This window comes from Halopseudomonas pelagia CL-AP6 (genome assembly GCF_000410875.1).
GTDB lineage: Bacteria > Pseudomonadota > Gammaproteobacteria > Pseudomonadales > Pseudomonadaceae > Halopseudomonas > Halopseudomonas pelagia.
Map to the genome: position 1 here is coordinate 66,493 of NZ_AROI01000002.1, position 24,216 is coordinate 90,708.

A 24,216-nucleotide genomic window follows, 5' to 3' on the forward strand; every position below is an offset into this window, starting at 1 on the left:
AAAAGCCTTTTGCAGTGATAGGGAGCTGTGCCGTATGGAGGTCAACGACTACTTGCGACGCCTGGCCGAACTCAAGGGTTCGGACCTATTTCTTAGCGTAGGTGCGCCGGCGACCATCAAACGAGAAGGTGCCTTCGTTAAGCTTGGCGAAGAAAAGATGGCGAAGGGCTCAGTAAAATCAATGGCTTATGCATTGATGAGCGAGAAACAGATCGACGAATTCGAGCGCGATCTGGAAATGAACCTGGCCGTTGGGTTGCAGGGCGTGGGTCGCTTCCGCGCCAACATCTACGTGCAGCGCGGCGAAGTCGCCATGGTCATACGCTATATTAATCATCTGATTCCCAGCTTTAACGACCTCGGTCTACCCCCGGTGCTCGGCAAACTGGTGATGCTCGACCGCGGTTTGATTTTGGTCACCGGCTCCACCGGCTCGGGTAAGTCCACTACCTTGGCGTCCATGCTTGACTATCGCAACAGCAACCGCGCCGGACATATCATCTGTATTGAAGACCCGATTGAATTCCTCCATCAGCACAAGGAATCCATCATCGATCAGCGCGAAGTCGGGCTCGATACCCACAGCTTTGCCGACGCGCTGCATAACGTGTTGCGCGAGGCCCCCAACGTGATCATGATCGGTGAGATCCGCGACCGCGCCACCATGCAGCATGCGCTGCACTACAGTGAAACCGGTCATTTGGTGCTGGCCACCATGCACGCAACCAATACCGTGCAGGCGGTTGACCGCATGGCCAACATGTTTCCGGAAGAGGCGAGAGGTCAGGTTTTAGGGGATATAGCAGCTAATCTGGCAGCCATTATAGGTCAGCGCCTGGCCACAGGTATCAGCAAACCGCGCCTGCCCGTAGTCGAGGTAATGGTCCGCACGCCCTATATCGTCAACCTGATTGCGCGGGACGAGACCCAGGATATCCGTGCAGCAATGACCCGCGCGACCGATGACAATACGCTCCAGACCTTCGACCAACATCTATTCCAACTGCTGACCGAAAAAGCAATTACGCTCAAGGAAGCCATGCGTCTTGCCGACTCGCGCAATGATCTGATGCTACGGGCAAAGATGGAATCCACCTCGGCTCCGACCACCGCTGCCGCTCCGCGCCCGGCCGCACCACCTCCGCTTAGCGAAAAAGACGCCAGTTCCTTCGATGCGGATCTGACTGACGATTTCAAATAGATTGCGCGAACAAGCTCAGGCGGTTTTGATCCAGGCCAGATAATCCTGTTCAAGCTGGGCGTTCAGCTCTTCTTTGTTCAATCCTGCACCCTGCAGCGCTTGCCAACGTTGCACCAACCAGCCGATAAACATGGACCGCGAAAAAGGACAAGGCGCGAGCGCATTGAGGTGCTCGGTCAGCGTTTCCAGCTGTCCGACAACCGATGAGTGATCTTGCATAGGAGTTTCTCTAACGACATTGAGGGCCCGTACAGACCTGCGCGTCGTCTAAACGCGGCAGGTCGTGCAAAAGGAGAAAGAGGCGTTGTGTCGACGGGCGATAAAATCGACATTCGACGCCATATATAAATCAACGAGTTACGATTAGAATGGGCAATATTAATGTCACGGTTACGCCAGATAAATTGACATTTCTTGCGTAGTCACTGGCTCGGTCATTCACACCAGACAGCCCATATTTACACCCTGTCAATATGTTACAGCTATGCGTCGTTACAGGCACTGGAAAATGAATCGCCCCAGGTTTCGTAGCCACGTTAGAGCCTTGCAATTGAGATACCCAGGACGTGGCTACGATACTGATGGCGCTTCGATCCTCACGCTCACTGCTTTGATCTCTCACATCAATAGAAGACTAACCCCTGACTTGTTTCACACCTACCAGCAGGTGCGTAGCCTCCCGTTGCTCTCTTTTCAGCGTAAAGGGAGCATGCTCCATCGACCATCCGAACAAACGAATCGCCCCACAAGAGCATCCTGACCAGTGGCACCGTGTGCCTGCCTTAGCCAGTCAAAAAGCTGTTGATGCGTAGAATCGCTTACTTGATAGTCGATGTATGCTTTGTAATCACAGTTGTAACCAGACAAGCCTACAGCCTTTTCACAGGCAACTTTTGTAAAGTCCCCAATTCTTAAACTGCTAGAGGCAACTCCCAAATTGATGTCCTTGTTCCCTGCAGCCTCTACCGCCGAGCGCATTTCATTCTCGGTTGGCTCGCGGCTGGTCTTTGGACACTGACCTCCTTCCGCCACCGGTGAAGGCACATCGACACTGCGAGTAAACGCAAACTGACTGCAAGCACCAAGGCTAGTGCGATCGCGGACCTGAATACTATCGCCATTCTTGGACAGTAGACCATTGAAACTACCCCAGCTCTTGTGAGAGTCCTCTTCGTCTGCGAAATAAACCCACTCCCCCTCCCAGCCAGATGAAAATCTCAATTTTACGGGAAAAGATATTGGATCCTGTCTGTCCGGGCCATACCCGTGGTGCCGAAATTCGGCGCTTTTTCCTTTGATTTCTATTTCTAAATCGACAGCACCCAGCGGGCATGTTGTACGACCTGTCCAGAGGCCCGTTAAATCAGGTTCCGCCGCAAAAACAGGCTCCAAGCCAGACAACGAAAAAATACCGATGCACATCAACCCAAGAATAGCCAACCGATGTAATAGCGCTTTCCCCATGATAGATCTCCTATTGTTCAACGCTAGAATTAAACCTGCGCGTCACCGAAGATGCTTCCAGATGATAATGGCTAGGCCGATTACGCGTAGTGGGTCAAGCAGACTAAAACCAGGGAGGGACAGCTGCCCCTTGACCGTTCTAGAGAGTAAAGTAGAGAACCTACTGAAGCGCAATAACCACAAGTTAGAGAACCACGTCCCACCTGCGAGGTGGAGCGAGTTCAGGTCCGATGAGAGGGTCAGCATAACGAGCGACGACCTCTGGCTGAAACTGCGGAGCGTCACGAACCGGCCAAGGTAATTGTCGCTCTATACTCATGGTTGGCATCCCTGAAATAAAACAATAGCCAAAAGACCATTGCAAGATAACGGACCTGCTATTCCAGAGGCTAAACAATCACGGCAGGGGTGTGCTACAAGGGCAGCCGTGCCCGACTGCGTTGAACCAGCTATCCAGTTTCAATCTGAGTGGACTGCTTTAGTAAGACAACTCACCTTAATATTTTTAACAAGAATATATAAGCTATTGATTTAATTAAAAAACCCCGACATAAGTCAGGGTTTTTTAGCCGTCACATGACAAGAACTTGTACAAACATGACAATTAACCTGCCCCTCGACAACGTGATTACACGTCGAGGTTGGAGACCGCTAGCGCGTTGGTTTCAATAAACTCACGGCGTGGTTCTACGTGATCACCCATCAAGGTGTTGAAGATCTGATCCGCAGCAATCGCGTCTTCGATATTCACGCGCAACATACGACGGCTTTCCGGGTCCATGGTGGTTTCCCATAACTGATCCGGGTTCATCTCACCCAGCCCTTTGTAGCGCTGGATAGTATGCCGGCGGGCGGTTTCGCTCATCATCCACTCCAGGCCTTCCTTGAAATGAGTGATTGGTTTTTTCTTCTCGCCGCGCTGCATGTACGCGCCTTCTTCCAACAGGCTCTGCAGCTTTTCGCCCAACTCAGCCATGGTGCGGTAATCATTACTGCCAAAAAGGTCACGATTGAACGTACAGTAGCTTGAGAGGCCGTGAGAGATCGATTCCACCTCAGGGAGCCATAGGCGGCGCTCTTTGTCTTCACGCAGGCTCACAGCGTATTGCAGGCCTGATTTCTCGCCAGTTTTGACCATGGTTTCGAACTGCGCGACCCAGTTCTGCATAAACGCTTTGTCCGCCAGATTATCCAGCGTCAAGCGGGGCAGATAGATAAAGTGCTCCATCAACTCCAGCGGATACAGCCGCGACAAGCGTTTCAGGGTCTTCATTACCGAGCGGAACTCTTGGACGATGCGCTCCAGACCTTCACCGGTGATGCCGCGTGCATCTTCGTTCACAAACAGATAGGAGTCTTCGAGCGCCGACTGGGTCAGATATTCCTCCAACGCCTCGTCGTCCTTCAAATACTGTTCCTGCTTACCCTTTTTGATCTTGTACAACGGCGGCTGAGCAATGTAGATATAGCCACGTTCGATCAGCAAGGGCATCTGCCGGAAGAAGAACGTCAGCAGCAACGTACGAATGTGTGAGCCGTCGACGTCAGCATCGGTCATGATGATGATGTTGTGATAGCGTAGCTTGTCGACGTTGAACTCATCACGGCCGATACCACAACCCAGTGCGGTGATCAGGGTGCCAACTTCGGCAGAGGAAAGCATCTTGTCAAAGCGGGCTTTTTCCACGTTGAGGATCTTGCCCTTCAACGGCAGAATGGCCTGGGTCTTGCGGTTACGGCCCTGTTTCGCCGAGCCACCCGCAGAGTCACCCTCCACTATGTAAAGTTCGGAAAGAGCCGGATCTTTCTCCTGGCAGTCAGCCAATTTACCCGGCAAACCGGCGATATCCAGCGCACCCTTACGACGAGTCATTTCACGCGCCTTGCGGGCAGCTTCGCGCGCACGTGCGGCGTCGATCATCTTACCCACTACCGCTTTCGCTTCGCTCGGTTTTTCCAATAGATAGTCGGCAAAGGCTTTGTTCATCTCCTGCTCGACGGCGGTTTTCACCTCAGATGAGACCAATTTGTCTTTGGTCTGCGAGGAGAACTTGGGATCAGGCACCTTGACTGAAATAATCGCCGTCAGACCTTCACGAGCGTCATCGCCCGAGGTGCTGACCTTGAGTTTTTTCAGCAGACCTTCTTGCTCAATATAGCTATTCAACGTGCGCGTGAGTGCACTACGGAAACCAGCCAGGTGAGCACCACCATCGCGCTGCGGAATATTATTGGTAAAGCACAGAATGCTTTCATTAAAGCTGTCGTTCCACTGCATCGCCACTTCGACGGCAATGCCATCGTCGCGCTGCAAATCAAAATGAAACACCGAGTTGATGGTCGACTTGTTGACGTTGAGATAGTCAACAAAGGCGCGCAAGCCACCTTCATACTTGAATAGCTCTTTCTTGCCGGAGCGCTCATCAGAGAGATGGATACCTACGCCGGAATTCAGAAAGGACAATTCGCGTAAACGCTTGGCGAGAATATCCCAGCTGAAGCTGATGCTGGTGAAGGTTTCCGCAGACGGTTTGAAGTGAATCTGCGTGCCGCTGGTGTCAGTGTCACCCACCTCTCTCAGGGGCTGCTGGGGCACGCCGTGGCTATAGGTCTGCTCCCATACTTTACCGGCCCTGCGAATGGTCAAGATGAGCTCTTCAGACAGCGCGTTGACCACTGAAACACCCACACCGTGCAGACCACCCGACACCTTGTAGCTGTTATCGTCGAATTTGCCACCGGCATGCAGTACGGTCATGATGACCTCTGCCGCAGAAACACCTTCCTCGTGCATATCGACGGGGATGCCCCGGCCATTATCTCTAACAGTAATGGATTCATCGGTGTGCATGACAATGCTGATGTCGGTGCAGTGACCGGCGAGCGCCTCGTCGATTGAGTTATCAACTACCTCGAACACCATGTGGTGCAGACCGGTACCGTCGTCCGTGTCACCGATGTACATGCCGGGGCGTTTCCGCACGGCATCAAGGCCTTTAAGTACCTTGATACTGGATGAATCATAGGCTCTATTTTCGGTCATATTCTCGTCACTCCAGACAGCGTTCGGTCTGCACAATGTGCCCATGTTCCACGTGGAACATCGACAAGGATGTTTCGGTTTGCCAGCAATTCGCCAGCTGTTCTGCTTCTACACCCGTAATAAACACCTGACAATCGAGGGCTTCTAACAGCCGGCACAGGGCATTACGGTGCTGCTCGTCTAACTCGGAAGGCAAATCATCCACCAGGAAAATGCAGTCCTGCTGGCGACCACGCTCCTTTAATAGGTGCCCTTGGGCTATCTTCAGGGCACATACGACCAACTTCTGCTGCCCGCGGGATAACACTTCAGCAGCATTCATCCCCTTGATCCTTAACCTCAAATCAGCTCTTTGCGGGCCCGCCTGGGTATGACCCAACTGGCAGTCTCGCTCGAACTGCGAGTCGATCACGGCCTGCAGGCCACGATCTTTGTCCCACCCACGAAAATAACTGAGGGTGAGATCGTCAAGATCAATCAACTGCGCCAGTACTGACTCGAACACGGGCTTGAGCTTGAGCAGGTAGGCTCTGCGGTACTCGTCTATACGCTCGCTTGCATCTACTAGCTCGGCTTCCCACGGGGCTATTAGCGAACGTTCGATTCTACCACGTCGGAGCAGTGAATTCCGTTGCTTGAGGCTTTTTTGCAAACGCTGCCAGGTACTCAGGAACTGATGTTCCACGTGGAACACACCCCAATCGAGATATTGCCGCCGCTGTTTCGGCGCACCCTCCAGTAAGCGAAAGCTATCCGGATTGATCAATTGCAAGGGTAGCGTGTCAGCCAATTGAGCTGTACTGCGTATAGTCTGCCCATCAATTCGGATCTGGTAATCGGCTTGCTTACTACGAGTGATGCCCATTGAGGTATGCAGTCCGCTATCCAATTCAATCTCCGCGAACACAGTGCAAGACTGATGCTCATGTTGAATAACCGGGTGCAGTCGCGTGCTGCGAAAAGAGCGGGCCAACCCAAGGATATGAATAGCTTCCAACAGGCTGGTCTTGCCGCTGCCGTTATCGCCGTAAATGAGATTAATGCGGGGGGAGGGGAAGATAGTCACCGGGTGCAAATTGCGCACCGCGGTGACAGACAGCTTCTTAAGCGGCATTAACGAACAAACTTAGAGACGCATTGGCATGACAACATAGACGCTGTCATCAGAATCAGCTTCCTGTACCAGGGCGCTACTATTGGCATCGGATAAAATCAATTTAACCTGCTCACTGCCCAGTACGCTCATCACGTCCAGGAGATAGCTCACATTAAAGCCAATCTCAAGCTCACTGCCGCTGTATTCAACAGCAATGTCTTCTACAGCCTCTTCCTGCTCAGGATTATTGGCCTGAATTTTCAACAGGGCATCGCTGAGCATCAAGCGAATACCGCGATACTTTTCGTTCGACAGAATCGCTGTCCGACTGAATGCATTACGCAAAACCTGACGATCGGCAAGCACGATCTTATCGCCACCTCGCGGTAGCACGCGCTCATAGTCAGGAAACTTGCCATCGACCAACTTGGAAGTGAAGGTAAAATCGCCGGTAGTAGCGCGGATATGGTGAGTGCCTAGAACGATGTTAACCAGATCATCCGCCTCGCCTAGCAGGCGCGCTAACTCAAGAATGCCTTTGCGTGGCACAATCAGTTGATAACGCTCCTGATAATCGATGTTCGCATCCTGGGTACACATCGCCATACGGTGACCATCTGTAGCCACAGCGCGCAGCTGGCCTTTATTGATTTCCAACAGCATGCCATTAAGGTAGTAACGCACGTCCTGCTGCGCCATGGCGAAGCTGGTACGTTCAATCAATCTGCGTAGCTTATTCTGGTTAATAGCGAAACTGAGAGAGCCTGGGCCATCTTCCACATTGGGAAAGTCAGAGGCCGGCAGGGTAGCAAGCGTAAAGCGGCTGCGGCCTGCGCGAATAATAGCTTTGTTATCTTCAACCTTAAGACTGATGGTCACGTCATCGGCCAAAGACTTGCAGATATCCATCAGCTTGCGCGCCGGCACAGTGATTTCGCCGGCCTCCGCAGGCTCTTCCAGGTTAATGCGGCCAACCAGCTCGACCTCCAGGTCGGTCCCGGTCATCGACAGTGTATTACCATCAACTACCAACAGCACATTAGACAGCACGGGCAGGGTTTGCCGACGTTCAACTACCCCGGCTACCAGTTGCAGGGGCTTCAACAGGGCTTCACGCTGAATGGTAAATTGCATTGTCTTCCTTCGACCTCGTGCAGGTGATTTTGTGCTGAACACCCTACCTCATATCAGGTAGTCAGTGTCCTCAGCAGGTTTTTGTAATCTTCGCGGATATCCGCATCCATTTCACGCAACTCAGCAATCTTGCGCGTCGCATGCAATACAGTCGTATGGTCACGCCCACCAAAAGCATCGCCGATTTCAGGCAGGCTATGGTTGGTCAACTCCTTGGACAACGCCATAGCCACCTGCCGGGGACGGGCAACTGACCGTGAACGACGCTTGGACAGCACATCCGAGACCTTGATCTTGTAGTACTCGGCCACGGTCCTCTGAATATTATCAATACTGACCAGCTTGTCCTGTAACGCGAGCAGATCCTTGAGGGATTCGCGGATCAATTCGATGGTGATGTCGCGGCCCATAAAATGAGCGCTCGCAATAACCCGCTTGAGCGCGCCTTCCAATTCGCGCACGTTCGAACGGATGCGTTGGGCAATAAAAAACGCGGCGTCATGCGGTAGATCCACGCGTGACTGCTCGGCTTTTTTCATCAAGATAGCTACGCGGGTTTCCAATTCCGGAGGTTCCACCGCGACGGTCAGTCCCCAGCCAAAACGCGACTTCAGGCGCTCTTCCAGACCGTCAATTTCTTTTGGATATCGGTCGCTGGTCAGGATGACTTGCTGACCCCCTTCCAATAACGCATTAAAGGTATGGAAGAACTCTTCTTGCGAACGCTCTTTTTTGGCAAAAAATTGAATATCGTCGATCAGCAATGCATCTACAGATCGGTAATAGCGTTTGAAGTCGTTGATCGCATTCATCTGCAGCGCCTTGACCATATCGGCAACAAAGCGCTCCGAATGCAGATAGACAATTTTGGCTGCGGGATTCTTTTTCAACAGATGATTGCCCACCGCATGCATCAGGTGAGTCTTACCCAGGCCCACACCACCGTACAGAAACAGCGGGTTGTATCCATGCTTGGGGTTATCAGCGACCTGCCAGGCCGCTGCGCGAGCCAACTGGTTGGATTTGCCTTCAACAAAGTTTTCAAATGTGAAGCTGCGATTCAAGTAACTGGTGTGCTTGATTACCGGGGAGCTCGGGCCCGCCTGATCAGCTCGCTGAGGAGGTCGAGGATCCTCTTCATCAATACGCACACCTCGGGATTGTTCAGGCTGAAAGCCCTGGGCAATGACCTGGGTACGCGGCGTTACAGGGGCACTGGCTGTTTGTACGGTGGCAGCAGACGCGGCTACCGATTGGACAGGTGCAGCAGCACTAACACTGGATTTGACCGCAGAGGCAGCACGGCGGCTGCCAATCAATAGCGACACCAGTGGTGCTTGACCTTGAGAAAGATCGTCGAGTAATTCCTGGACCCGGTTGAGATATTTGTCGTTTACCCAGTCAAGGACAAAACGGTTCGGCGCATAAAGACGCAGTTCAGTCTGATCGCCATCCACTTGCAAAGGCCTGATCCAGGTATTGAACTCTTGGGATGGTAGCTCATCACGCAGAAAATCGATGCATTGCTGCCAGAGTACAACCGACACAAAATCCCCCGGTATATCGGCCGCAAAAAGGCCTTGTTGTTGAACGCAACCAAGCCAGTTTCAAAGCGGTTTGAAAGCGCATTTTCAGCCGCCATTCTAGCGCTTTTGCCGGCCACTTATCCACACTCTTGGTAGCTCAAAGCGCACTATCGCACCTTAGACTTAAGTTAAAAAATATCGGCAATATGGCAAAAGCCTTGCATATTGCGGCCTTGAGCTCTGTGTGCAAGCGGGCCTGGGCTCTGTGGGTAAACCACCGCCAAAGTGGTGGATAACCCTACCTGTGGATAACTGGTCGCTTTATCCACAGGTAGGCCACAGGAGATCAAGGGTCCCACCAACCGTTTGCCCACATCTTTTTGGCTCTGCGAAGCTGTTGATTTATGAAAGCTTTTTCAGGATATCCACAGTAAACTGGCTGACCATTAGTATTAACTTCATTTATCTCTTAAAAGAATTAATCTTATATTGTTTTTAATGAACCCCCAGGCGAAATCGAATTGACCTGCACGGGGTTATTCTCTAGAATTGCCGGTCCCTTGAAAGGGCTCTCTGGCTCTAACGCGAATTAATCAGGTAACTCAAGATGAAAAGAACATTTCAACCCAGCGTTTTGAAGCGTAAGCGTAACCACGGTTTCCGCGCTCGTATGGCTACTGCCAATGGTCGCAACGTACTGGCACGCCGTCGCGCCAAAGGCCGCAAGCGTCTGTCAGCTTAAGATCCGGTTTTGCAGGTGGATTTCGGGTTCAGTCCTGAGTGCAGGCTATTAACGCCAAGCCAATTCAAGAACGTATTCGATGGTGCCACCCGCAAGGCTTCCGGGCCTTACGTATTGTTGTTGGCTAAGGCAAACACCCTGGACCAGCCAAGATTGGGCCTGGTGATTGCCAAGAAAAGTGTCCGCCGTGCCGTTGATCGCAACCGAATCAAGCGCATTGCTCGTGATTCATTCCGGCTGAATAAGCCGGAACTGGGCAATCTGGACATCGTCGTCCTGGCTCGCAAGGGCTTGGGTGAGCTGGATAATGCTGCGCTACATGAGCTATTCAAAAGCATGTGGCGCAAGCTATCCCGGTCAGCGGACAAGCCTCCACGTTCACGCCATTCCGGACCCCCGTCATCCAATGCGTAACCTCGCGCTCGGAGTGATCAAGGTATATCGCTACGCTATCAGCCCGCTGATGGCCAGCCATTGCCGTTTCTACCCGTCCTGCTCCTGCTATGCCCAAGAAGCCATCGAGCAACATGGCTTGCTCAAGGGTACGTTGCTCGGTGCAAGGCGTTTGAGTCGTTGCCATCCCTGGAATCCCGGTGGATACGATCCGGTACCGCCTGCCTCTGACACACCTTCTTCTCAGATGACCAATAAACCATGAACATGCAACGAAATATCCTGATAGCTGCCTTGCTCGTGATTACCTATCTCATGGTTTTGCAGTGGAATACTGATTACGGGCAGGAAGAACTGCCGCCGGTTGTCACCGAATCCAATCAGCCGAGTAATGCTGATATTCCAGCGTTACCCGATGGGCAAGGCGTGGCCGAAACCGCGAGAACCGATGACGTCCCTCCTGCGGTAGAGCCTGGTGGTGAAGCAGAAGTACCCCAGACCGCCGCCACGCCAGCAGAAACCAGTAATAATCTGATCAGAATCGAAACTGATACGCTGCGTGCAGAAATCGACCCGCGCGGTGGCGATCTGGTGACTTTGTCTCTGCCGAAGTATCCGGTACGCAAGGACCGACCTGACCTGCCATTTCCGATTCTGGAAAACTCCAGCGCCATGACCTACGTGGCGCAGAGCGGTCTCACCGGGAAAAACGGTCCTGATGCACGCGCCGCCGGCCGTCCTCTATACCGGGCAGAAAACCAGAGCTACAGCCTTGGAGATGATCAGCAACTGGTCGTTGACCTGCGTTTCGAAGAAAACAGCGTCAGCTACATCAAGCGTTTCACTTTCACCCGGGGTGAATATCTGGTGGACGTCGATTACATCGTCGATAACCAGAGTGATGAGACCTGGACCGGTAACCTGTTCGGCCAGATCAAACGCGATAAGAGCAACGATCCCTCCAGTTCGAGTGCTACCGGGATGGCTACCTACCTCGGGGCTGCCTACTGGAGTGCGGATGCGTCCTACACCAAAGTGTCGTTTTCCGATATGGACAAGGCACGCCTGAGCGAAACCGTCAGCGGAGGTTGGGTAGCCTGGTTGCAACACTACTTCGTCAGCGCCTGGATTCCTTCAGCCGATCAACAACATGTGTATCAAACACGCAAGGACAGCGCTGGCAATTACATTGTCGGTTTCACCAGTCCAGCGAGCATCGTCGAGCCAGGCCAACAGGCCAGCATCAGTGCTGGCTTTTATGCGGGTCCGAAAATTCAGGATAGCCTGAAAGAAATTTCCCCCGGCCTGGAATTGACCGTCGATTACGGTTTCCTTTGGTGGATTGCACAGCCGCTTTTCTGGGTGCTGAGCTTTATTCACAGCTTTGTCGGTAACTGGGGCTGGAGCATTATTCTGCTCACCGTGCTGATCAAGCTGGTGTTCTTCCCGCTGTCGGCCACCAGCTATCGCTCGATGGCCAACATGCGCCGGGTTGCTCCCAAGCTGCAGGCGCTGCGTGAGCTGCACGGCGATGACCGTCAGAAAATGTCCCAGGGCATGATGGAGCTATATAAGAAAGAAAAGATCAACCCATTGGGCGGCTGTCTGCCGATCCTGGTGCAGATGCCGGTGTTTATCGCGCTGTACTGGACCCTGATGGAAAGTGTGGAGATGCGTCAGGCCGAATGGCTGGGCTGGATCACTGACCTATCGCTCAAGGATCCTTTCTTCATTCTGCCGATCCTGATGGGCGCAACCATGTTCATTCAGCAGCAGTTGAACCCGGCACCACCGGATCCGATGCAGGCTAAGGTGATGAAGATGCTGCCCATCATCTTTACCTTCTTCTTCCTCTGGTTCCCGGCCGGACTAGTACTGTACTGGGTGGTCAACAACATGCTGTCGATCGCGCAACAGTGGTACATTACCCGTCAGATCGAAAAAGGCGCTGCAGCCAAAGGCGAGTAATCACGGCCTGAGCAGAGCTAACCAAGCGCCCCGATATCGGGGCGTTTTGCTATCTGTTTATCCACTTTTCAGAGAGTCGCCATGCCCAGTTATCACGTCGATACCATTGCCGCCATCGCGACACCGCCAGGTCAAGGTGGAGTAGGCATAATCCGCGTGTCCGGACCGGCGGCGCTGTCCATTGCAGAACAGATAGCGCGTATCCAGCCCAGACCCCGGCACGCCCATTACGGTACCTTCTGGCAACAGCAAGTAGCGCTTGATCAGGGCCTGACATTGTATTTTCCAGGGCCACATTCCTTCACTGGCGAAGATGTACTGGAGCTGCAAGGCCATGGTGGTCCCGTGGTGATGGATCTGCTGCTAAAAGCCTGCCTGCAGGCCGGTGCACGGCTGGCCAAACCGGGGGAATTCAGCGAACGAGCCTTCCTCAATGACAAACTCGACCTGGCTCAGGCCGAGGCTATCGCCGACTTGATCGAGGCCAGCTCGGAGCAGGCTGCACGCAATGCATTGCACTCATTACAGGGCGCGTTTTCCACGCGGGTCAATGCACTGACCGAAGCCCTTATTTCGCTCCGCATCTATGTTGAGGCTGCGATTGACTTCCCCGAAGAAGAGATTGATTTTCTCGCTGACGGCCACGTACTTGCCCAACTCCAGACAGTCCGTGAGCAGCTAGGACAAGTCCAGCGCGAGGCGGGCCAGGGGGCGTTATTACGTGACGGAATGACCGTAGTGATCGCGGGTCGGCCGAACGCCGGCAAATCCAGCTTGCTCAATGCGCTGGCCGGCAAAGACAGCGCCATCGTCACGGATATCGCCGGCACTACCCGGGATATCCTGCGCGAACATATTCACATCGACAGCATGCCGTTGCATATCATCGATACCGCAGGCTTGCGTGACACTGAAGACCAGGTCGAAAAGATCGGCGTCGAGCGTGCCATGGCCGCTATCGCCGAAGCTGACCGTATCCTGTTGATGGTCGATGCGTCGCAACCCGAAGCGCATCATCCTGACAACCTGTGGCCGGAGTTTCTATTGCAACGGCCTGACCCAGCCAAGGTCACCTTGATTCACAACAAGATCGACCTGATAGGGGAACAGGCAGGCCAGCAACAGGCAGCCGATGGCAGCGTCACCCTGAAGCTCTGCGCACGCACGGGCGAAGGCGTGGAGCTGCTACGCGAGCATCTGAAAACCTGTATGGGCTACGAGCAAACCGCCGAAAGCCTGTTCAGTGCGCGCCGTCGCCACCTGCAAGCGCTGGAGCAAGCCAGCGAGCACCTGTCTCATGGTCACGATCAATTAACTCTGATGGGCGCTGGAGAGCTGTTAGCAGAGGATTTGCGCATGGCTCAGCAAGCCCTGGGCAGCATCACCGGTGAATTTAGCGCCGACGATCTACTGGGTCGGATCTTCTCCAGTTTCTGCATCGGCAAATAAATGCAGCTTGATTCTTGATTCTTGATTCTTGATTCTTGAAATAGTGCCCTCCTAGGGGCACTCCTCGTTTTTTTTAAACCTTTTCACTTTATTTTTCCTTCCTTTGACCTGGTTAAGCCCTGTGTACAACTATGCCTAAGACTGGGGTAAAAGACTGTGCACAACCCTAGGGTAAAACCACCTGTGGATAAGTGCCCAAGTTACCCACAAGTAACACACCGCTTCAGGACCCATTCAAGCTCAGGCTAATCACAACCTTTCTTTCTTTTCAATCTACTGATTTAAAAAGGTTTTAATGACTTATTCACAGAAAACCGCTTACTCATTAACATTAACTATATAAAGCTTTTTAAATCTTTCTTTAATTTATTCTACTAATGAGCTGTGTTCCCTCAGAGCCGGGCCACGCTCCCAAGCTACTGTTCAAAAAACATCCAACTCAAGGCTGCAATTTTTTCTGCCAAAGCCTATAATCAGCGCCCTTTCCCGAAGCCAGCCGTTGTCTGGTAACGAGGTATACCGTGCAATTTCCAAGTCGTTTTGACGTTATCGTTGTAGGCGGAGGCCATGCTGGCACCGAAGCCGCGTTGGCTGCTGCCCGTATGGGTGTAAAAACCTTGCTGCTGAGCCACAACGTCGAAACACTCGGGCAGATGAGCTGTAACCCTGCCATCGGCGGGATTGGCAAGAGCCATCTGGTCAAGGAAATCGACGCCCTCGGTGGTGCCATGGCCCGAGCAACGGACCAGGCCGGTATCCAGTTTCGCGTGCTCAATAGCCGCAAAGGCCCTGCAGTACGTGCCACTCGTGCGCAGGCTGACCGTATTCTGTACAAAGCGGCAATTCGCGAGATATTGGAAAATCAACCTAACCTGTGGATATTCCAGCAGGCCTGTGATGACCTGATTGTCGAAAATGATCAGGTCTGTGGTGTTATCACCCAGATGGGGCTGCGTTTTCACGCGGCCAACGTGGTACTGACCACAGGCACCTTTCTCGGCGGTTTGATTCACATTGGTCTGGATAACTACGCGGGTGGTCGTGCCGGTGATCCGCCTGCGATCACGCTGGCCAATCGTCTACGTGAACTGCCTTTGCGCGTTGATCGACTGAAAACCGGTACGCCGCCGCGCATCGACGGACGCAGCGTGGATTTTAGCAAAATGACCGTGCAACCGGGTGACACTCCCTTGCCGGTGATGTCCTTCTTGGGCAATGTCAGCGAGCACCCGAAGCAGGTCAACTGTTGGATTACCTATACCAACGAGCGTACCCACGAGATTATCCGCAACAATTTGGATCGCTCACCCATGTACACCGGCGTGATCGAAGGGGTAGGGCCGCGCTATTGTCCGTCGATCGAAGACAAGATCCATCGCTTTGCCGACAAGAACCAGCATCAGGTGTTTATCGAACCTGAAGGTTTGACCACCCACGAACTGTATCCCAACGGCATTTCCACTTCGTTGCCGTTCGATGTGCAGCTGCAAATCGTGCAGTCAATTGAGGGCATGGAGAATGCGCACATTCTGCGTCCGGGTTATGCGATCGAATACGATTACTTCAATCCGCAGGATCTGAAGTACTCGCTGGAGACCAAAGTTATTGACGGGCTGTTCTTTGCCGGTCAGATCAATGGCACTACCGGTTACGAGGAAGCAGCCGCACAGGGACTATTGGCTGGCATGAACGCCGCGCGCCGTTCCCAGGATCAGGAAGCCTGGTGCCCGCGTCGTGACGAAGCCTACATTGGCGTGCTGGTCGACGATCTGATCACCATGGGGACCCGTGAGCCCTATCGGATGTTTACCTCCCGTGCCGAATATCGGCTAGTACTACGTGAAGACAATGCCGATCTGCGGCTGACCGAAAAGGGCCGGGAACTCGGACTGGTCGACGATCATCGCTGGGCGGTTTTCTGTGCCAAGCGCGAAGCGATCGACGCTGAGCGCAAGCGCTTGAGCAGCACCTGGGTGCAACCGAGTAGTGAGATAGGAAAGGCGTTTGCAGAGCGCTATGCCACCCCGTTGAACCACGAATACAGTTTGCTCGATCTGCTGCGGCGGCCGGAAGTGGACTACCAGGCGCTATGCGAGCTAAGTGGCAAGGTCGATATTCCAGCGGATGCCGCCGAGCAGGTCGAAATCCATACCAAGTACGCGGGTTATATCGAACGTCAGCAGGAAGAAATACTGCGTCTGCGGCAGCATGAACAAACCTTGTTGCCCGAGAGCTTTGATTACCTGACGCTGAATGGCTTATCCAATGAAATTCGCCATAAACTGGCCGATGTACGGCCGCAAACACTCGGACAAGCTTCGCGGATACCGGGTGTGACACCCGCTGCGATCAGCCTGTTACTGGTGCATTTGAAAAAACGCAACGCCGGCAGTAGCCTGGCAAAAGAGGCATGATCCGGATGGCCGACCACGCCCGTGAACTGACCGAGGGCGCCGCCCAGCTGGGTATTGATCTGAACCCTGAGCAGCGTGATCAATTGCTAGCGTACTTGCGCTTGCTGCACAAATGGAACAAAGCCTACAACCTGACCGCAGTGCGTGATCCGGATGAAATGGTCAGCCGCCATTTACTCGATAGCCTGAGTGTTCTGCCCTACGTGCACGGCGATCGCTGGCTGGATGTGGGGAGCGGCGGCGGGATGCCGGGCATCATTTTGGCGATTATGTTGCCGCAAGCGCGCTTCACGCTGTTGGACAGTAATGGCAAGAAGACGCGATTTCTTACCCAGGTGAAACTGGAGCTGGGATTGGCCAATCTGACCGTGGTGCAAAACCGGGTAGAAGCCTTCCACGCAGAGCTAGCGTTTCACGGTATCGTATCTCGAGCGTTCAGTTCCCTCGCGGATTTCACCGATCTGACGCGGCACCTCAGTGATGCGGATACACATTGGTTAGCGATGAAAGGCCAGTATCCGGAGGAAGAAATGGCTGCATTGCCGGTCGACTTCCAGGTTGCTGACAGCGCACAATTGGCGGTACCCGGTTGCCAAGGCAGTCGACATCTGCTGATACTGCGACGGCGGGTCCAGGTGGATAACGGATAGGAGGTCATAGTGGGCAAGGTATTGGCAATAGCCAACCAGAAAGGCGGCGTCGGCAAAACGACCACCTGCATCAACCTGGCCGCCTCACTGGCTGCGACCAAGCGCAAAGTGCTCCTGGTGGATCTGGATCCCCAGGGTAATGCGACCATGGGCAGCGGCATCGACAAGTCCGACCTGGAGTTTTCTGTTTACGAATTGCTCACCGGACGCTGTGAACTCAATCAGGCACTACAGCATTCCGAGAATGGCGGTTACGACATACTTCCGGCTAACGGTGATCTAACCGCCGCCGAGGTCGAGCTGCTGGATGTAAAAATGAAGGAAAGCCGCCTGCGCTACGCGCTGTCATCGTTGCGCAGTCAGTACGACTTCATTTTGATTGATTGCCCACCGTCGCTGAACATGCTGACGGTCAATGGGTTGGTGGCCGCTGACGGGGTGATCATTCCCATGCAGTGCGAGTATTACGCCTTGGAAGGTCTGTCGGCGCTGGTCAATACCATCCAGCGCATCAGCGCGGTACTCAATCCGTCGCTGCAGATCGAAGGTTTACTGCGTACCATGTACGACCCGCGCAACAGCTTGACACTGGATGTGTCGGCGCAACTGACCAGCCACTTTGGCGACCAACTGTATCAGACCGTGATTCCCCGGAATGTGCGCTTGGCCGAGGCCCCGAGTTTCGGTATGCCGGCACTGACGTATGATAAACAGTCCCGAGGCGCGGTGGCGTATCTGGCGTTGGCTGGAGAAGTGGTGAGACGCTCGAAACAGGCTGCCAAGGCGAGTGCCCTGGCAAGCGCGAACGAATAATCAAACAAGGACAATACCGGCATGGCGGTCAAGAAACGCGGCTTGGGACGGGGACTGGATGCGCTGCTTGGGCAATCCAACAGTGCCGGTCAGGCGAATAATAATCAGGATCAGCAGCTCAAGGAGCTGCCAGTGGATCTGATTCAACGGGGCAAATATCAGCCCCGCCGCGACATGGATCCCCAGGCTCTGGAAGAGCTGACCAATTCGATTCGCGTTCAGGGCGTCATGCAACCGATTGTGGTACGCCCAATTGCCGAAGGCCGCTATGAAATCATCGCCGGTGAGCGGCGCTGGCGCGCTACCCAGCAAGCCGGCCTGGATTCGATTCCTGCGGTCATCCGTGATGTGCCTGACGAAGCCGCTATCGCCATGGCGTTGATCGAGAACATTCAGCGCGAAGATCTCAACCCGATTGAAGAAGCCATTGCCCTGCAACGTTTGCAGATGGAGTTTGAGCTCACCCAGCAACAGGTTGCCGACGCGGTGGGCAAATCACGGGTCAGTATTACCAATCTGCTGCGTTTGATGGCGTTACCCGATGATGTCAAATTGTTGCTGGAACGGGGTGATCTAGAAATGGGCCATGCGCGGGCTTTACTCGGTCTGCCCAATGAAGATCAGACTGCCGCCGCGCGTCAGGTGGTAGCCAAAGGACTCACCGTACGCCAGACCGAAGCGTTGGTACGGCAGTGGCTGAACCCGCGCCGCGAAGCCGGTGAAACCCGCACCAACCCGGATATAGAGCGTTTACAGCAAGACCTTGCGGAGCGTATAGGTGCGGAAGTTCAAATTCAACATGGCGCAAAAGGCAAAGGCAAACTGGTCATCAGCTACAGTTCGCTGGATGAACTCGACGGCGTGCTGATGCACATCAAGTGAATAAGCCGAGGTTGGCACTGGCGAATGCCATACTTGCCAAACAGGCGGTTGAATGCCTCCTACCGATTGAAAATACGGGGGATTTGCCCGGTTGCTGTTGAATCGGAGGATTATTCAACCTATACTCCTCGCGCTATTTTAGCTGGTGAAATGCACCAGTTTGTTGCGGGGAAAGCCCCGGAAAAGAACCTGAAGCATCGGTCGCGAGGCGGGTAAATGGACGCAAGAACGCCCAATAAAACCCCCTTCCACCGATTACCCTCTTTTCCGGTGTTAGTGGTTCAGGCTTGCGTAGCCTTGTTGGTAGCGCTGATTCTGTGGCTGATCCAGAATCCTGTGGCCGGGTATTCCGGTCTTTTGGGTGGACTTGTTGCCTTGGTCCCCAATGCCTATTTTGCTTATCGGGTGTACCGCTACAGCGGAGCCCGATCGGCCCAGGCTATCGTCCGTGAATTCTATTCCGGCGAGGCTGGTAAAATAATATTGACCGCCGCACTCTTTGTGCTGGTGTGGGTAGGTGTAAAGCCGCTGGAGGCAACCGCAGTATTTGCCGGTTACCTCGCGGTACTGGCTGTTGGCGCCAGTGGCCTGCTCATAGTCAAACGTTTTCAAAAGCATTAGTCAGAGGCAAATATGGCAGGCACTTCAGCTGAATATATCCAGCACCATTTGCAGAACCTCACTTACGGCAAATTGCCCGCAGGTTACGAGCGTTATGATGGCACAGTTGTTCAGGAAACTACCTGGACACTAGCCAAATCAGGCGCTGAAGCAACCGATATGGGTTTTATGGCGTTCCACGTAGATACCCTGGGCTGGTCGGTCTTTATGGGGCTGATCTTCCTGTTCCTGTTTCGCACTGTGGCCAAGCGCGCTACCGTCGGGGTGCCCGGCAAGCTGCAGAACGTAGTCGAGATGACCGTGGAGTTCATCCAGGGCATCGTCAAGGACACCTTCCATGGCCGTAACGCCCTGGTCGCTCCGCTGGCACTGACCATCTTCGTCTGGGTGTTCCTGATGAACTCCCTGAAATGGATACCGGTGGATTACATCCCTGGTCTGGCGACGGCTCTGGGTCTGGACTACTTCAAGATTGTGCCGACCGCCGATCCGAACGGTACTTTCGGTATTTCCCTGGGTGTGTTCATCCTGATTATTTTCTACAGTTTCAAGGTCAAGGGCTTCGGCGGCTTTATCAAGGAGCTGTCCTTTACCCCCTTCAAGCACTGGGCGTTGATTCCCTTCAACCTGTTCCTCGAACTGCTCGGCCTGCTGACCAAACCACTGAGTCTGGCGCTGCGACTATTCGGTAACATGTACGCCGGTGAAGTGGTCTTTATTCTGATCGCGTTGCTGCCGTTCTACCTCCAATGGGGTTTGAACGTGCCGTGGGCTATCTTCCATATTCTTGTCATTCCGCTACAGGCCTTCATCTTCATGGTGCTGACTGTGGTGTATTTAAGTGCGGCTCATGAGGATGCTCACTGACGCACTCGAACCCTGTTCAATCAACCAACCTTGAACTGCAACCTTGAACTTTAGGAGTAATTATGGAACTCGTAATCATTGCTGCCTCCATCATGATCGGTCTGGGCGCCCTGGGTACCGGTATTGGCTTCGCCCTGTTGGGCGGCAAGCTGCTGGAATCCACTGCACGCCAGCCTGAACTGGGCCCGCAGCTGCAAACCAAAACCTTCCTGATGGCCGGTCTGCTCGACGCCGTGCCGATGATTGGTGTTGGTATCGCGATGTACCTGATCTTCGTTGTTGCCCCTGGCGTCGCCGCTTAATTCAGATGACTGATCTCCGGTAAACCTTGGTTTGCCGGACCTATCATCTGGATCAAGAGATCCGGGACTCAACGAATAGCACGAGGTAAATCGCTGTGAATATTAATCTGACGCTGTTTGGTCAAACGATTGCCTTCGCTATTTTTGTCTGGTTTTGCATGAAGTTTGTCTGGCCGCCGATCACGGCAGCCATGGCAGAGCGCCAGAAAAAAATCGCTGAAGGTCTGGACGCGGCTGGCCGCGCCCAGCGTGACCTTGACCTGGCCCAAGAGAAAGCTTCCCAGACCCTGCGTGAAACCAAGGAACAGGCTACTCAGATCATCGAGCAAGCCAACAAGGGTGCCAACCTCATTGTTGAGGAAGCTAAAGAGCTGGCCCGTTCTGAAGGTGAACGTCTGATCACCGCCGCCAAGGCTGAGATCGAACAGGAAGTGAATCGCGCCAAGGATGACCTTCGGGCCCAGGTGGCCGTATTGGCCGTTCGGGGCGCTGAGCAAATTCTGGGGTCGGAAATCGACGCCAAGGCGCACAGTGAGCTGGTCAATAAATTGGCCTCACAACTCTAAGCGAGGCGAGCTATGGCTACTATCAATACGCTAGCTCGGCCTTACGCAAAAGCAGCTTTTGAACACGCTTCTGCTGCCGGTGGTCTGGATGCCTGGTCTGGCATGCTGGCCCTGGCAGCAGCGGCCGTTCAGGATGAGGCTTTTGCCGCGAGGATGCGTAATCCCGGTTTGACCGAGGAACGCAAGGCCGACGACCTGCTCATGGTGTGCGAAGGTCATGTGGACGACGCTTTCGGCAATTTTGTCCGGACGCTGTCAGAGCATGACCGTTTGCCCTTGATCCCGGTTATTGCCGAGCTCTATGAGCAACACAAGGCAGAACATGATCGTAGCGTGGCAGTCGAGGTGGAATCCGCCTTTGAGCTGAGCGACGATCAACAGAAAACGCTGGCAACCGCTCTTTCCAAGCGGTTAGACCGGACAGTAACTCCTCATGTGACCATCAACCCGGCCTTGATCGGCGGTGTGTTGATTCGTGCGGGTGACTTGGTCATCGACGGTTCGGTCCGCGGCAAGCTGGATAAGCTGGCCGAGGCGTTGAAATCCTGATTTGAGGGACATGGCATGCAGCAATTGAATCCTTCCGAAATTAGCGAAATTATTAAGCAGCGCATCGAGAAACTCGATGTGTCTTCGCAGGCTCGCAATGTAGGCACCATCGTCAGCGTTTCCGACGGTATCGTGCGCATTCACGGCCTTGCTGATGTGATGTACGGGGAAATGATCGAATTCCCCGGTGGTGTATACGGTATGGCACTGAACCTGGAGCAGGACTCCGTGGGTTCTGTTGTATTGGGTGATTACCTGGGTCTGACCGAAGGCATGACTGCCAAATGTACCGGTCGTATTCTGGAAGTCCCGGTTGGTCCGGAATTGCTTGGTCGCGTCGTTGACGCACTGGGTAACCCGATCGACGGCAAGGGCGTAATCGATGCCAAGCTGACTGACGCGGTTGAAAAGGTTGCGCCTGGCGTAATCTGGCGTAAGTCGGTAGACCAGCCGGTGCAGACCGGCTACAAGTCCATCGATGCGATGATCCCGATCGGCCGTGGCCAGCGTGAGCTGATCATTGGTGACCGTCAGACAGGTAAGACGGCCATCGCGATCGACGCGATCATCAACCAGAAAGATTCCGGCATCAAGTGTGTGTACGTGGCTATTGGTCAGAAGCAGTCGACCATCGCCAACGTCGTGCGCAAGCTGGAAGAGCACGGCGCGATGAGCAACACCATCGTTGTGGCGGCTTCCGCTTCCGATCCGGCTGCCCTGCAGTTTCTGGCGCCTTACGCCGGTTGCACCATGGGTGAGTACTTCCGTGACCGCGGTGAAGACGCACTGATCATTTATGATGATCTGTCCAAGCAGGCTGTGGCTTATCGCCAGATCTCCCTGCTGCTGCGTCGTCCTCCGGGTCGTGAAGCCTACCCTGGCGACGTTTTCTATCTCCACAGCCGTCTGCTGGAACGCGCCTCGCGCATTTCCGCTGAATATGTGGAAAAGCTCACCAACGGTGAAGTGACAGGCAAAACCGGTTCTCTGACCGCACTGCCGATCATTGAAACGCTGGCGGGTGACGTATCTGCTTTCGTACCGACCAACGTGATCTCGATCACCGACGGCCAGATCTTCCTGGAATCCAACCTGTTCAACGCGGGTATCCGCCCGGCCGTTAACGCCGGTGTCTCGGTATCCCGTGTTGGTGGTGCAGCCCAGACCAAGATTATCAAGAAGCTGTCCGGTGGTATTCGTACCGCGCTGGCTCAGTATCGTGAACTGGCGGCCTTCGCCCAGTTTGCTTCGGACCTCGATGAGGCTACCCGCAAGCAGCTGGAGCACGGTCAGCGCGTTACTGAACTGATGAAGCAGCACCAGTATGCGCCTATGTCGATCGCTGACATGGCCATCAGTCTGTACGCTGCCGAGAAGGGCTTCCTGGTCGATGTCGAGCTGAACAAAGTTGGCTCGTTCGAGAAGACTCTGCTCGCCTACTTCAAACGTGAGAAGGCCGATCTGTTGGCCAAGATCAACGAGAAGGGCGACTACAACGACGAGATCGAAGCCGGTATCAAGTCTGGCATCGAGAACTTCAAGGCAACCCAGAGCTGGTAAGCCGAGCGCGGGGCATGATTCGATCATGTCCCGCATCGTGCGATCTGGCCTCGGGCTAACCTGAAAGGTGAGACATGGCAGGCGCAAAAGAGATACGCGGTAAAATTTCGAGTATCAAAAGTACTCAGAAGATCACCAGCGCCATGGAGAAAGTGGCGGTCAGCAAGATGCGCAGAGCACAACAGCGCATGGCCTCCAGCCGTCCCTACGCTGAACGTATCCGTCAGGTCATTGGCCATTTGGCCAATGCCAACCCCGAATATCGTCACCCGTTCATGCAAGAGCGTGAAGTCAAACGGGTCGGCTATATCGTGGTCAGTACGGATCGGGGTCTTTGCGGTGGTTTGAACACTAACCTGTTCAAGGCGCTGGTACAAAACATGAAAGAGTGGCGTGACCGTAACGTCGAGACCGAGCTGTGCGTGATTGGCAGCAAGGGCGCCGCGTTTTTTCGCAGTTATGGCGGTAACGTTGTCGCAGCGATCAGTCACCTGGGCGAGCAGCCCTCGTTGAATGATCTGATCGGTAGCGTCAAGGTCATGCTCGATGGTTATCAGGAAGGTCGTATTGACCGTTTGTACCTGGTGTCCAATGCCTTTGTGAACACCATGGTGCAAACGCCCAAGGTTGAACAATTGATCCCGCTGGTTCCGGCTGACAGAGCGGAACTCAAGGGGCATTGGGACTATGTGTATGAGCCTGACGCCAACGAGCTGCTCGATGGCTTGTTGACCCGTTATATCGAGTCGCAAGTGTATCAGGCAGTGATCGAAAACAACGCCAGCGAACAGGCGGCACGGATGATCGCAATGAAAAGCGCGACCGACAATGCAGGGGACATCATCGATAGCCTGCAGCTTATTTACAACAAAGCTCGTCAGTCTGCGATCACCCAGGAAATTTCGGAAATCGTCGGCGGCGCCGCCGCAGTCTCGTGAGACTTCGGACAGACGATAACGGTTTCATACCACTTAGA

At 53.9% G+C, this 24,216-nt stretch carries 23 protein-coding genes; 17 read left to right on the forward strand and 6 right to left on the reverse strand.

Annotation, left to right across the window (positions count from 1 at the left end; translation table 11 throughout):
- The first annotated feature begins 34 nt into the window (after positions 1-34).
- The gene (locus K787_RS21780; RefSeq protein WP_022960812.1) at positions 35-1,201 is read left to right on the forward strand and encodes a PilT/PilU family type 4a pilus ATPase; all 1,167 of its coding nucleotides are present in this window, start codon (positions 35-37) and stop codon (positions 1,199-1,201) included.
- Between the two features lie 15 nt (positions 1,202-1,216).
- On the opposite strand, the gene K787_RS0100495 is transcribed toward K787_RS21780, so the two are convergent.
- The 6 genes from K787_RS0100495 to dnaA form a co-directional block, all read right to left on the reverse strand.
- On the reverse strand, positions 1,217-1,420 hold the full coding sequence (locus K787_RS0100495; protein ID WP_022960813.1) for a hypothetical protein: 204 nt from the start codon (positions 1,418-1,420) through the stop codon (positions 1,217-1,219).
- A gap of 474 nt (positions 1,421-1,894) precedes the next feature.
- Entirely contained in the window at positions 1,895-2,665 is a 771-nt protein-coding gene (locus K787_RS0100500) for a hypothetical protein (RefSeq protein ID WP_022960814.1), read from the reverse strand.
- A gap of 628 nt (positions 2,666-3,293) precedes the next feature.
- The gene (gene gyrB / locus K787_RS0100510) at positions 3,294-5,708 is read right to left on the reverse strand and encodes a DNA topoisomerase (ATP-hydrolyzing) subunit B (RefSeq protein ID WP_022960816.1); all 2,415 of its coding nucleotides are present in this window, start codon (positions 5,706-5,708) and stop codon (positions 3,294-3,296) included.
- A 7-nt stretch (positions 5,709-5,715) separates the two neighbouring features.
- Entirely contained in the window at positions 5,716-6,822 is a 1,107-nt protein-coding gene (gene recF, locus K787_RS0100515; RefSeq protein WP_022960817.1) for a DNA replication/repair protein RecF, read from the reverse strand.
- A 12-nt stretch (positions 6,823-6,834) separates the two neighbouring features.
- Positions 6,835-7,938, reverse strand: a complete 1,104-nt coding sequence (gene dnaN / locus K787_RS0100520; protein ID WP_022960818.1) for a DNA polymerase III subunit beta — start codon at positions 7,936-7,938, stop codon at positions 6,835-6,837.
- 53 nt (positions 7,939-7,991) lie between these two features.
- Positions 7,992-9,485 (reverse strand): chromosomal replication initiator protein DnaA, encoded by a 1,494-nt coding sequence (gene dnaA, locus K787_RS0100525; protein WP_022960819.1) that lies wholly within the window; start codon positions 9,483-9,485, stop codon positions 7,992-7,994.
- 586 nt (positions 9,486-10,071) lie between these two features.
- On the opposite strand from dnaA, the gene rpmH reads away from it, so the two are divergent.
- From rpmH to atpG, 16 genes are all read left to right on the forward strand, one after another.
- Positions 10,072-10,206, forward strand: a complete 135-nt coding sequence (gene rpmH, locus K787_RS24530) for a 50S ribosomal protein L34 (protein ID WP_084671860.1) — start codon at positions 10,072-10,074, stop codon at positions 10,204-10,206.
- Between the two features lie 15 nt (positions 10,207-10,221).
- Complete coding sequence (gene rnpA, locus K787_RS0100530; protein WP_040640711.1) at positions 10,222-10,620, forward strand: ribonuclease P protein component; 399 nt, start codon at positions 10,222-10,224, stop codon at positions 10,618-10,620.
- A complete protein-coding gene (yidD, locus tag K787_RS24535) occupies positions 10,613-10,864 on the forward strand; it encodes a membrane protein insertion efficiency factor YidD (protein WP_235801882.1) in 252 nt (83 codons plus the stop codon). Before rnpA ends, yidD begins: the two co-directional genes overlap by 8 nt.
- Positions 10,861-12,567: a membrane protein insertase YidC gene (gene yidC / locus K787_RS0100535; RefSeq protein ID WP_022960821.1), complete on the forward strand. Its 1,707-nt coding sequence runs from the start codon at positions 10,861-10,863 to the stop codon at positions 12,565-12,567. Before yidD ends, yidC begins: the two co-directional genes overlap by 4 nt.
- A gap of 81 nt (positions 12,568-12,648) precedes the next feature.
- Positions 12,649-14,016, forward strand: coding sequence for a tRNA uridine-5-carboxymethylaminomethyl(34) synthesis GTPase MnmE (mnmE, locus tag K787_RS0100540; protein ID WP_022960822.1), 1,368 nt, complete (start codon positions 12,649-12,651; stop codon positions 14,014-14,016).
- A gap of 521 nt (positions 14,017-14,537) precedes the next feature.
- Positions 14,538-16,430, forward strand: a complete 1,893-nt coding sequence (mnmG, locus tag K787_RS0100545) for a tRNA uridine-5-carboxymethylaminomethyl(34) synthesis enzyme MnmG (protein WP_022960823.1) — start codon at positions 14,538-14,540, stop codon at positions 16,428-16,430.
- Positions 16,427-17,080 (forward strand): 16S rRNA (guanine(527)-N(7))-methyltransferase RsmG, encoded by a 654-nt coding sequence (gene rsmG / locus K787_RS0100550; RefSeq protein WP_022960824.1) that lies wholly within the window; start codon positions 16,427-16,429, stop codon positions 17,078-17,080. Before mnmG ends, rsmG begins: the two co-directional genes overlap by 4 nt.
- 9 nt (positions 17,081-17,089) lie before the next feature.
- A complete protein-coding gene (locus tag K787_RS0100555; protein ID WP_022960825.1) occupies positions 17,090-17,893 on the forward strand; it encodes a ParA family protein in 804 nt (267 codons plus the stop codon).
- Between the two features lie 21 nt (positions 17,894-17,914).
- Positions 17,915-18,775, forward strand: coding sequence for a ParB/RepB/Spo0J family partition protein (locus K787_RS0100560; RefSeq protein ID WP_022960826.1), 861 nt, complete (start codon positions 17,915-17,917; stop codon positions 18,773-18,775).
- 216 nt (positions 18,776-18,991) lie between these two features.
- A complete protein-coding gene (locus tag K787_RS0100565; protein WP_022960827.1) occupies positions 18,992-19,396 on the forward strand; it encodes a F0F1 ATP synthase subunit I in 405 nt (134 codons plus the stop codon).
- Between the two features lie 12 nt (positions 19,397-19,408).
- Positions 19,409-20,263, forward strand: a complete 855-nt coding sequence (gene atpB / locus K787_RS0100570) for a F0F1 ATP synthase subunit A (protein WP_022960828.1) — start codon at positions 19,409-19,411, stop codon at positions 20,261-20,263.
- A gap of 62 nt (positions 20,264-20,325) precedes the next feature.
- Positions 20,326-20,565, forward strand: a complete 240-nt coding sequence (atpE, locus tag K787_RS0100575; RefSeq protein WP_022960829.1) for a F0F1 ATP synthase subunit C — start codon at positions 20,326-20,328, stop codon at positions 20,563-20,565.
- Between the two features lie 95 nt (positions 20,566-20,660).
- Positions 20,661-21,131: a F0F1 ATP synthase subunit B gene (locus tag K787_RS0100580; RefSeq protein ID WP_022960830.1), complete on the forward strand. Its 471-nt coding sequence runs from the start codon at positions 20,661-20,663 to the stop codon at positions 21,129-21,131.
- 12 nt (positions 21,132-21,143) lie between these two features.
- Complete coding sequence (locus K787_RS0100585) at positions 21,144-21,680, forward strand: F0F1 ATP synthase subunit delta (RefSeq protein ID WP_022960831.1); 537 nt, start codon at positions 21,144-21,146, stop codon at positions 21,678-21,680.
- A gap of 15 nt (positions 21,681-21,695) precedes the next feature.
- A complete protein-coding gene (gene atpA / locus K787_RS0100590) occupies positions 21,696-23,240 on the forward strand; it encodes a F0F1 ATP synthase subunit alpha (RefSeq protein ID WP_022960832.1) in 1,545 nt (514 codons plus the stop codon).
- Positions 23,241-23,314: 74 nt separating this feature from the next.
- A complete protein-coding gene (gene atpG / locus K787_RS0100595) occupies positions 23,315-24,178 on the forward strand; it encodes a F0F1 ATP synthase subunit gamma (RefSeq protein ID WP_022960833.1) in 864 nt (287 codons plus the stop codon).
- Positions 24,179-24,216 lie beyond the last annotated feature (38 nt).

What these genes read in the sequence shown, in the direction of transcription:
- dnaN (WP_022960818.1), bottom strand. Translation starts at nt 7,938, where the DNA reads ATGCAATTTACCATTCAGCGTGAAGCCCTGTTGAAGCCCCTGCAACTG.
- yidC (WP_022960821.1), top strand. Translation starts at nt 10,861, where the DNA reads ATGAACATGCAACGAAATATCCTGATAGCTGCCTTGCTCGTGATTACC.
- rpmH (WP_084671860.1), top strand. Translation starts at nt 10,072, where the DNA reads ATGAAAAGAACATTTCAACCCAGCGTTTTGAAGCGTAAGCGTAACCAC.
- recF (WP_022960817.1), bottom strand. Translation starts at nt 6,822, where the DNA reads ATGCCGCTTAAGAAGCTGTCTGTCACCGCGGTGCGCAATTTGCACCCG.
- K787_RS0100585 (WP_022960831.1), top strand. Translation starts at nt 21,144, where the DNA reads ATGGCTACTATCAATACGCTAGCTCGGCCTTACGCAAAAGCAGCTTTT.
- atpB (WP_022960828.1), top strand. Translation starts at nt 19,409, where the DNA reads ATGGCAGGCACTTCAGCTGAATATATCCAGCACCATTTGCAGAACCTC.
- K787_RS21780 (WP_022960812.1), top strand. Translation starts at nt 35, where the DNA reads ATGGAGGTCAACGACTACTTGCGACGCCTGGCCGAACTCAAGGGTTCG.
- K787_RS0100500 (WP_022960814.1), bottom strand. Translation starts at nt 2,665, where the DNA reads ATGGGGAAAGCGCTATTACATCGGTTGGCTATTCTTGGGTTGATGTGC.
- rsmG (WP_022960824.1), top strand. Translation starts at nt 16,427, where the DNA reads ATGATCCGGATGGCCGACCACGCCCGTGAACTGACCGAGGGCGCCGCC.
- K787_RS0100565 (WP_022960827.1), top strand. Translation starts at nt 18,992, where the DNA reads ATGGACGCAAGAACGCCCAATAAAACCCCCTTCCACCGATTACCCTCT.
- mnmE (WP_022960822.1), top strand. Translation starts at nt 12,649, where the DNA reads ATGCCCAGTTATCACGTCGATACCATTGCCGCCATCGCGACACCGCCA.
- atpG (WP_022960833.1), top strand. Translation starts at nt 23,315, where the DNA reads ATGGCAGGCGCAAAAGAGATACGCGGTAAAATTTCGAGTATCAAAAGT.
- atpA (WP_022960832.1), top strand. Translation starts at nt 21,696, where the DNA reads ATGCAGCAATTGAATCCTTCCGAAATTAGCGAAATTATTAAGCAGCGC.
- atpE (WP_022960829.1), top strand. Translation starts at nt 20,326, where the DNA reads ATGGAACTCGTAATCATTGCTGCCTCCATCATGATCGGTCTGGGCGCC.
- yidD (WP_235801882.1), top strand. Translation starts at nt 10,613, where the DNA reads ATGCGTAACCTCGCGCTCGGAGTGATCAAGGTATATCGCTACGCTATC.
- gyrB (WP_022960816.1), bottom strand. Translation starts at nt 5,708, where the DNA reads ATGACCGAAAATAGAGCCTATGATTCATCCAGTATCAAGGTACTTAAA.
- K787_RS0100495 (WP_022960813.1), bottom strand. Translation starts at nt 1,420, where the DNA reads ATGCAAGATCACTCATCGGTTGTCGGACAGCTGGAAACGCTGACCGAG.
- K787_RS0100560 (WP_022960826.1), top strand. Translation starts at nt 17,915, where the DNA reads ATGGCGGTCAAGAAACGCGGCTTGGGACGGGGACTGGATGCGCTGCTT.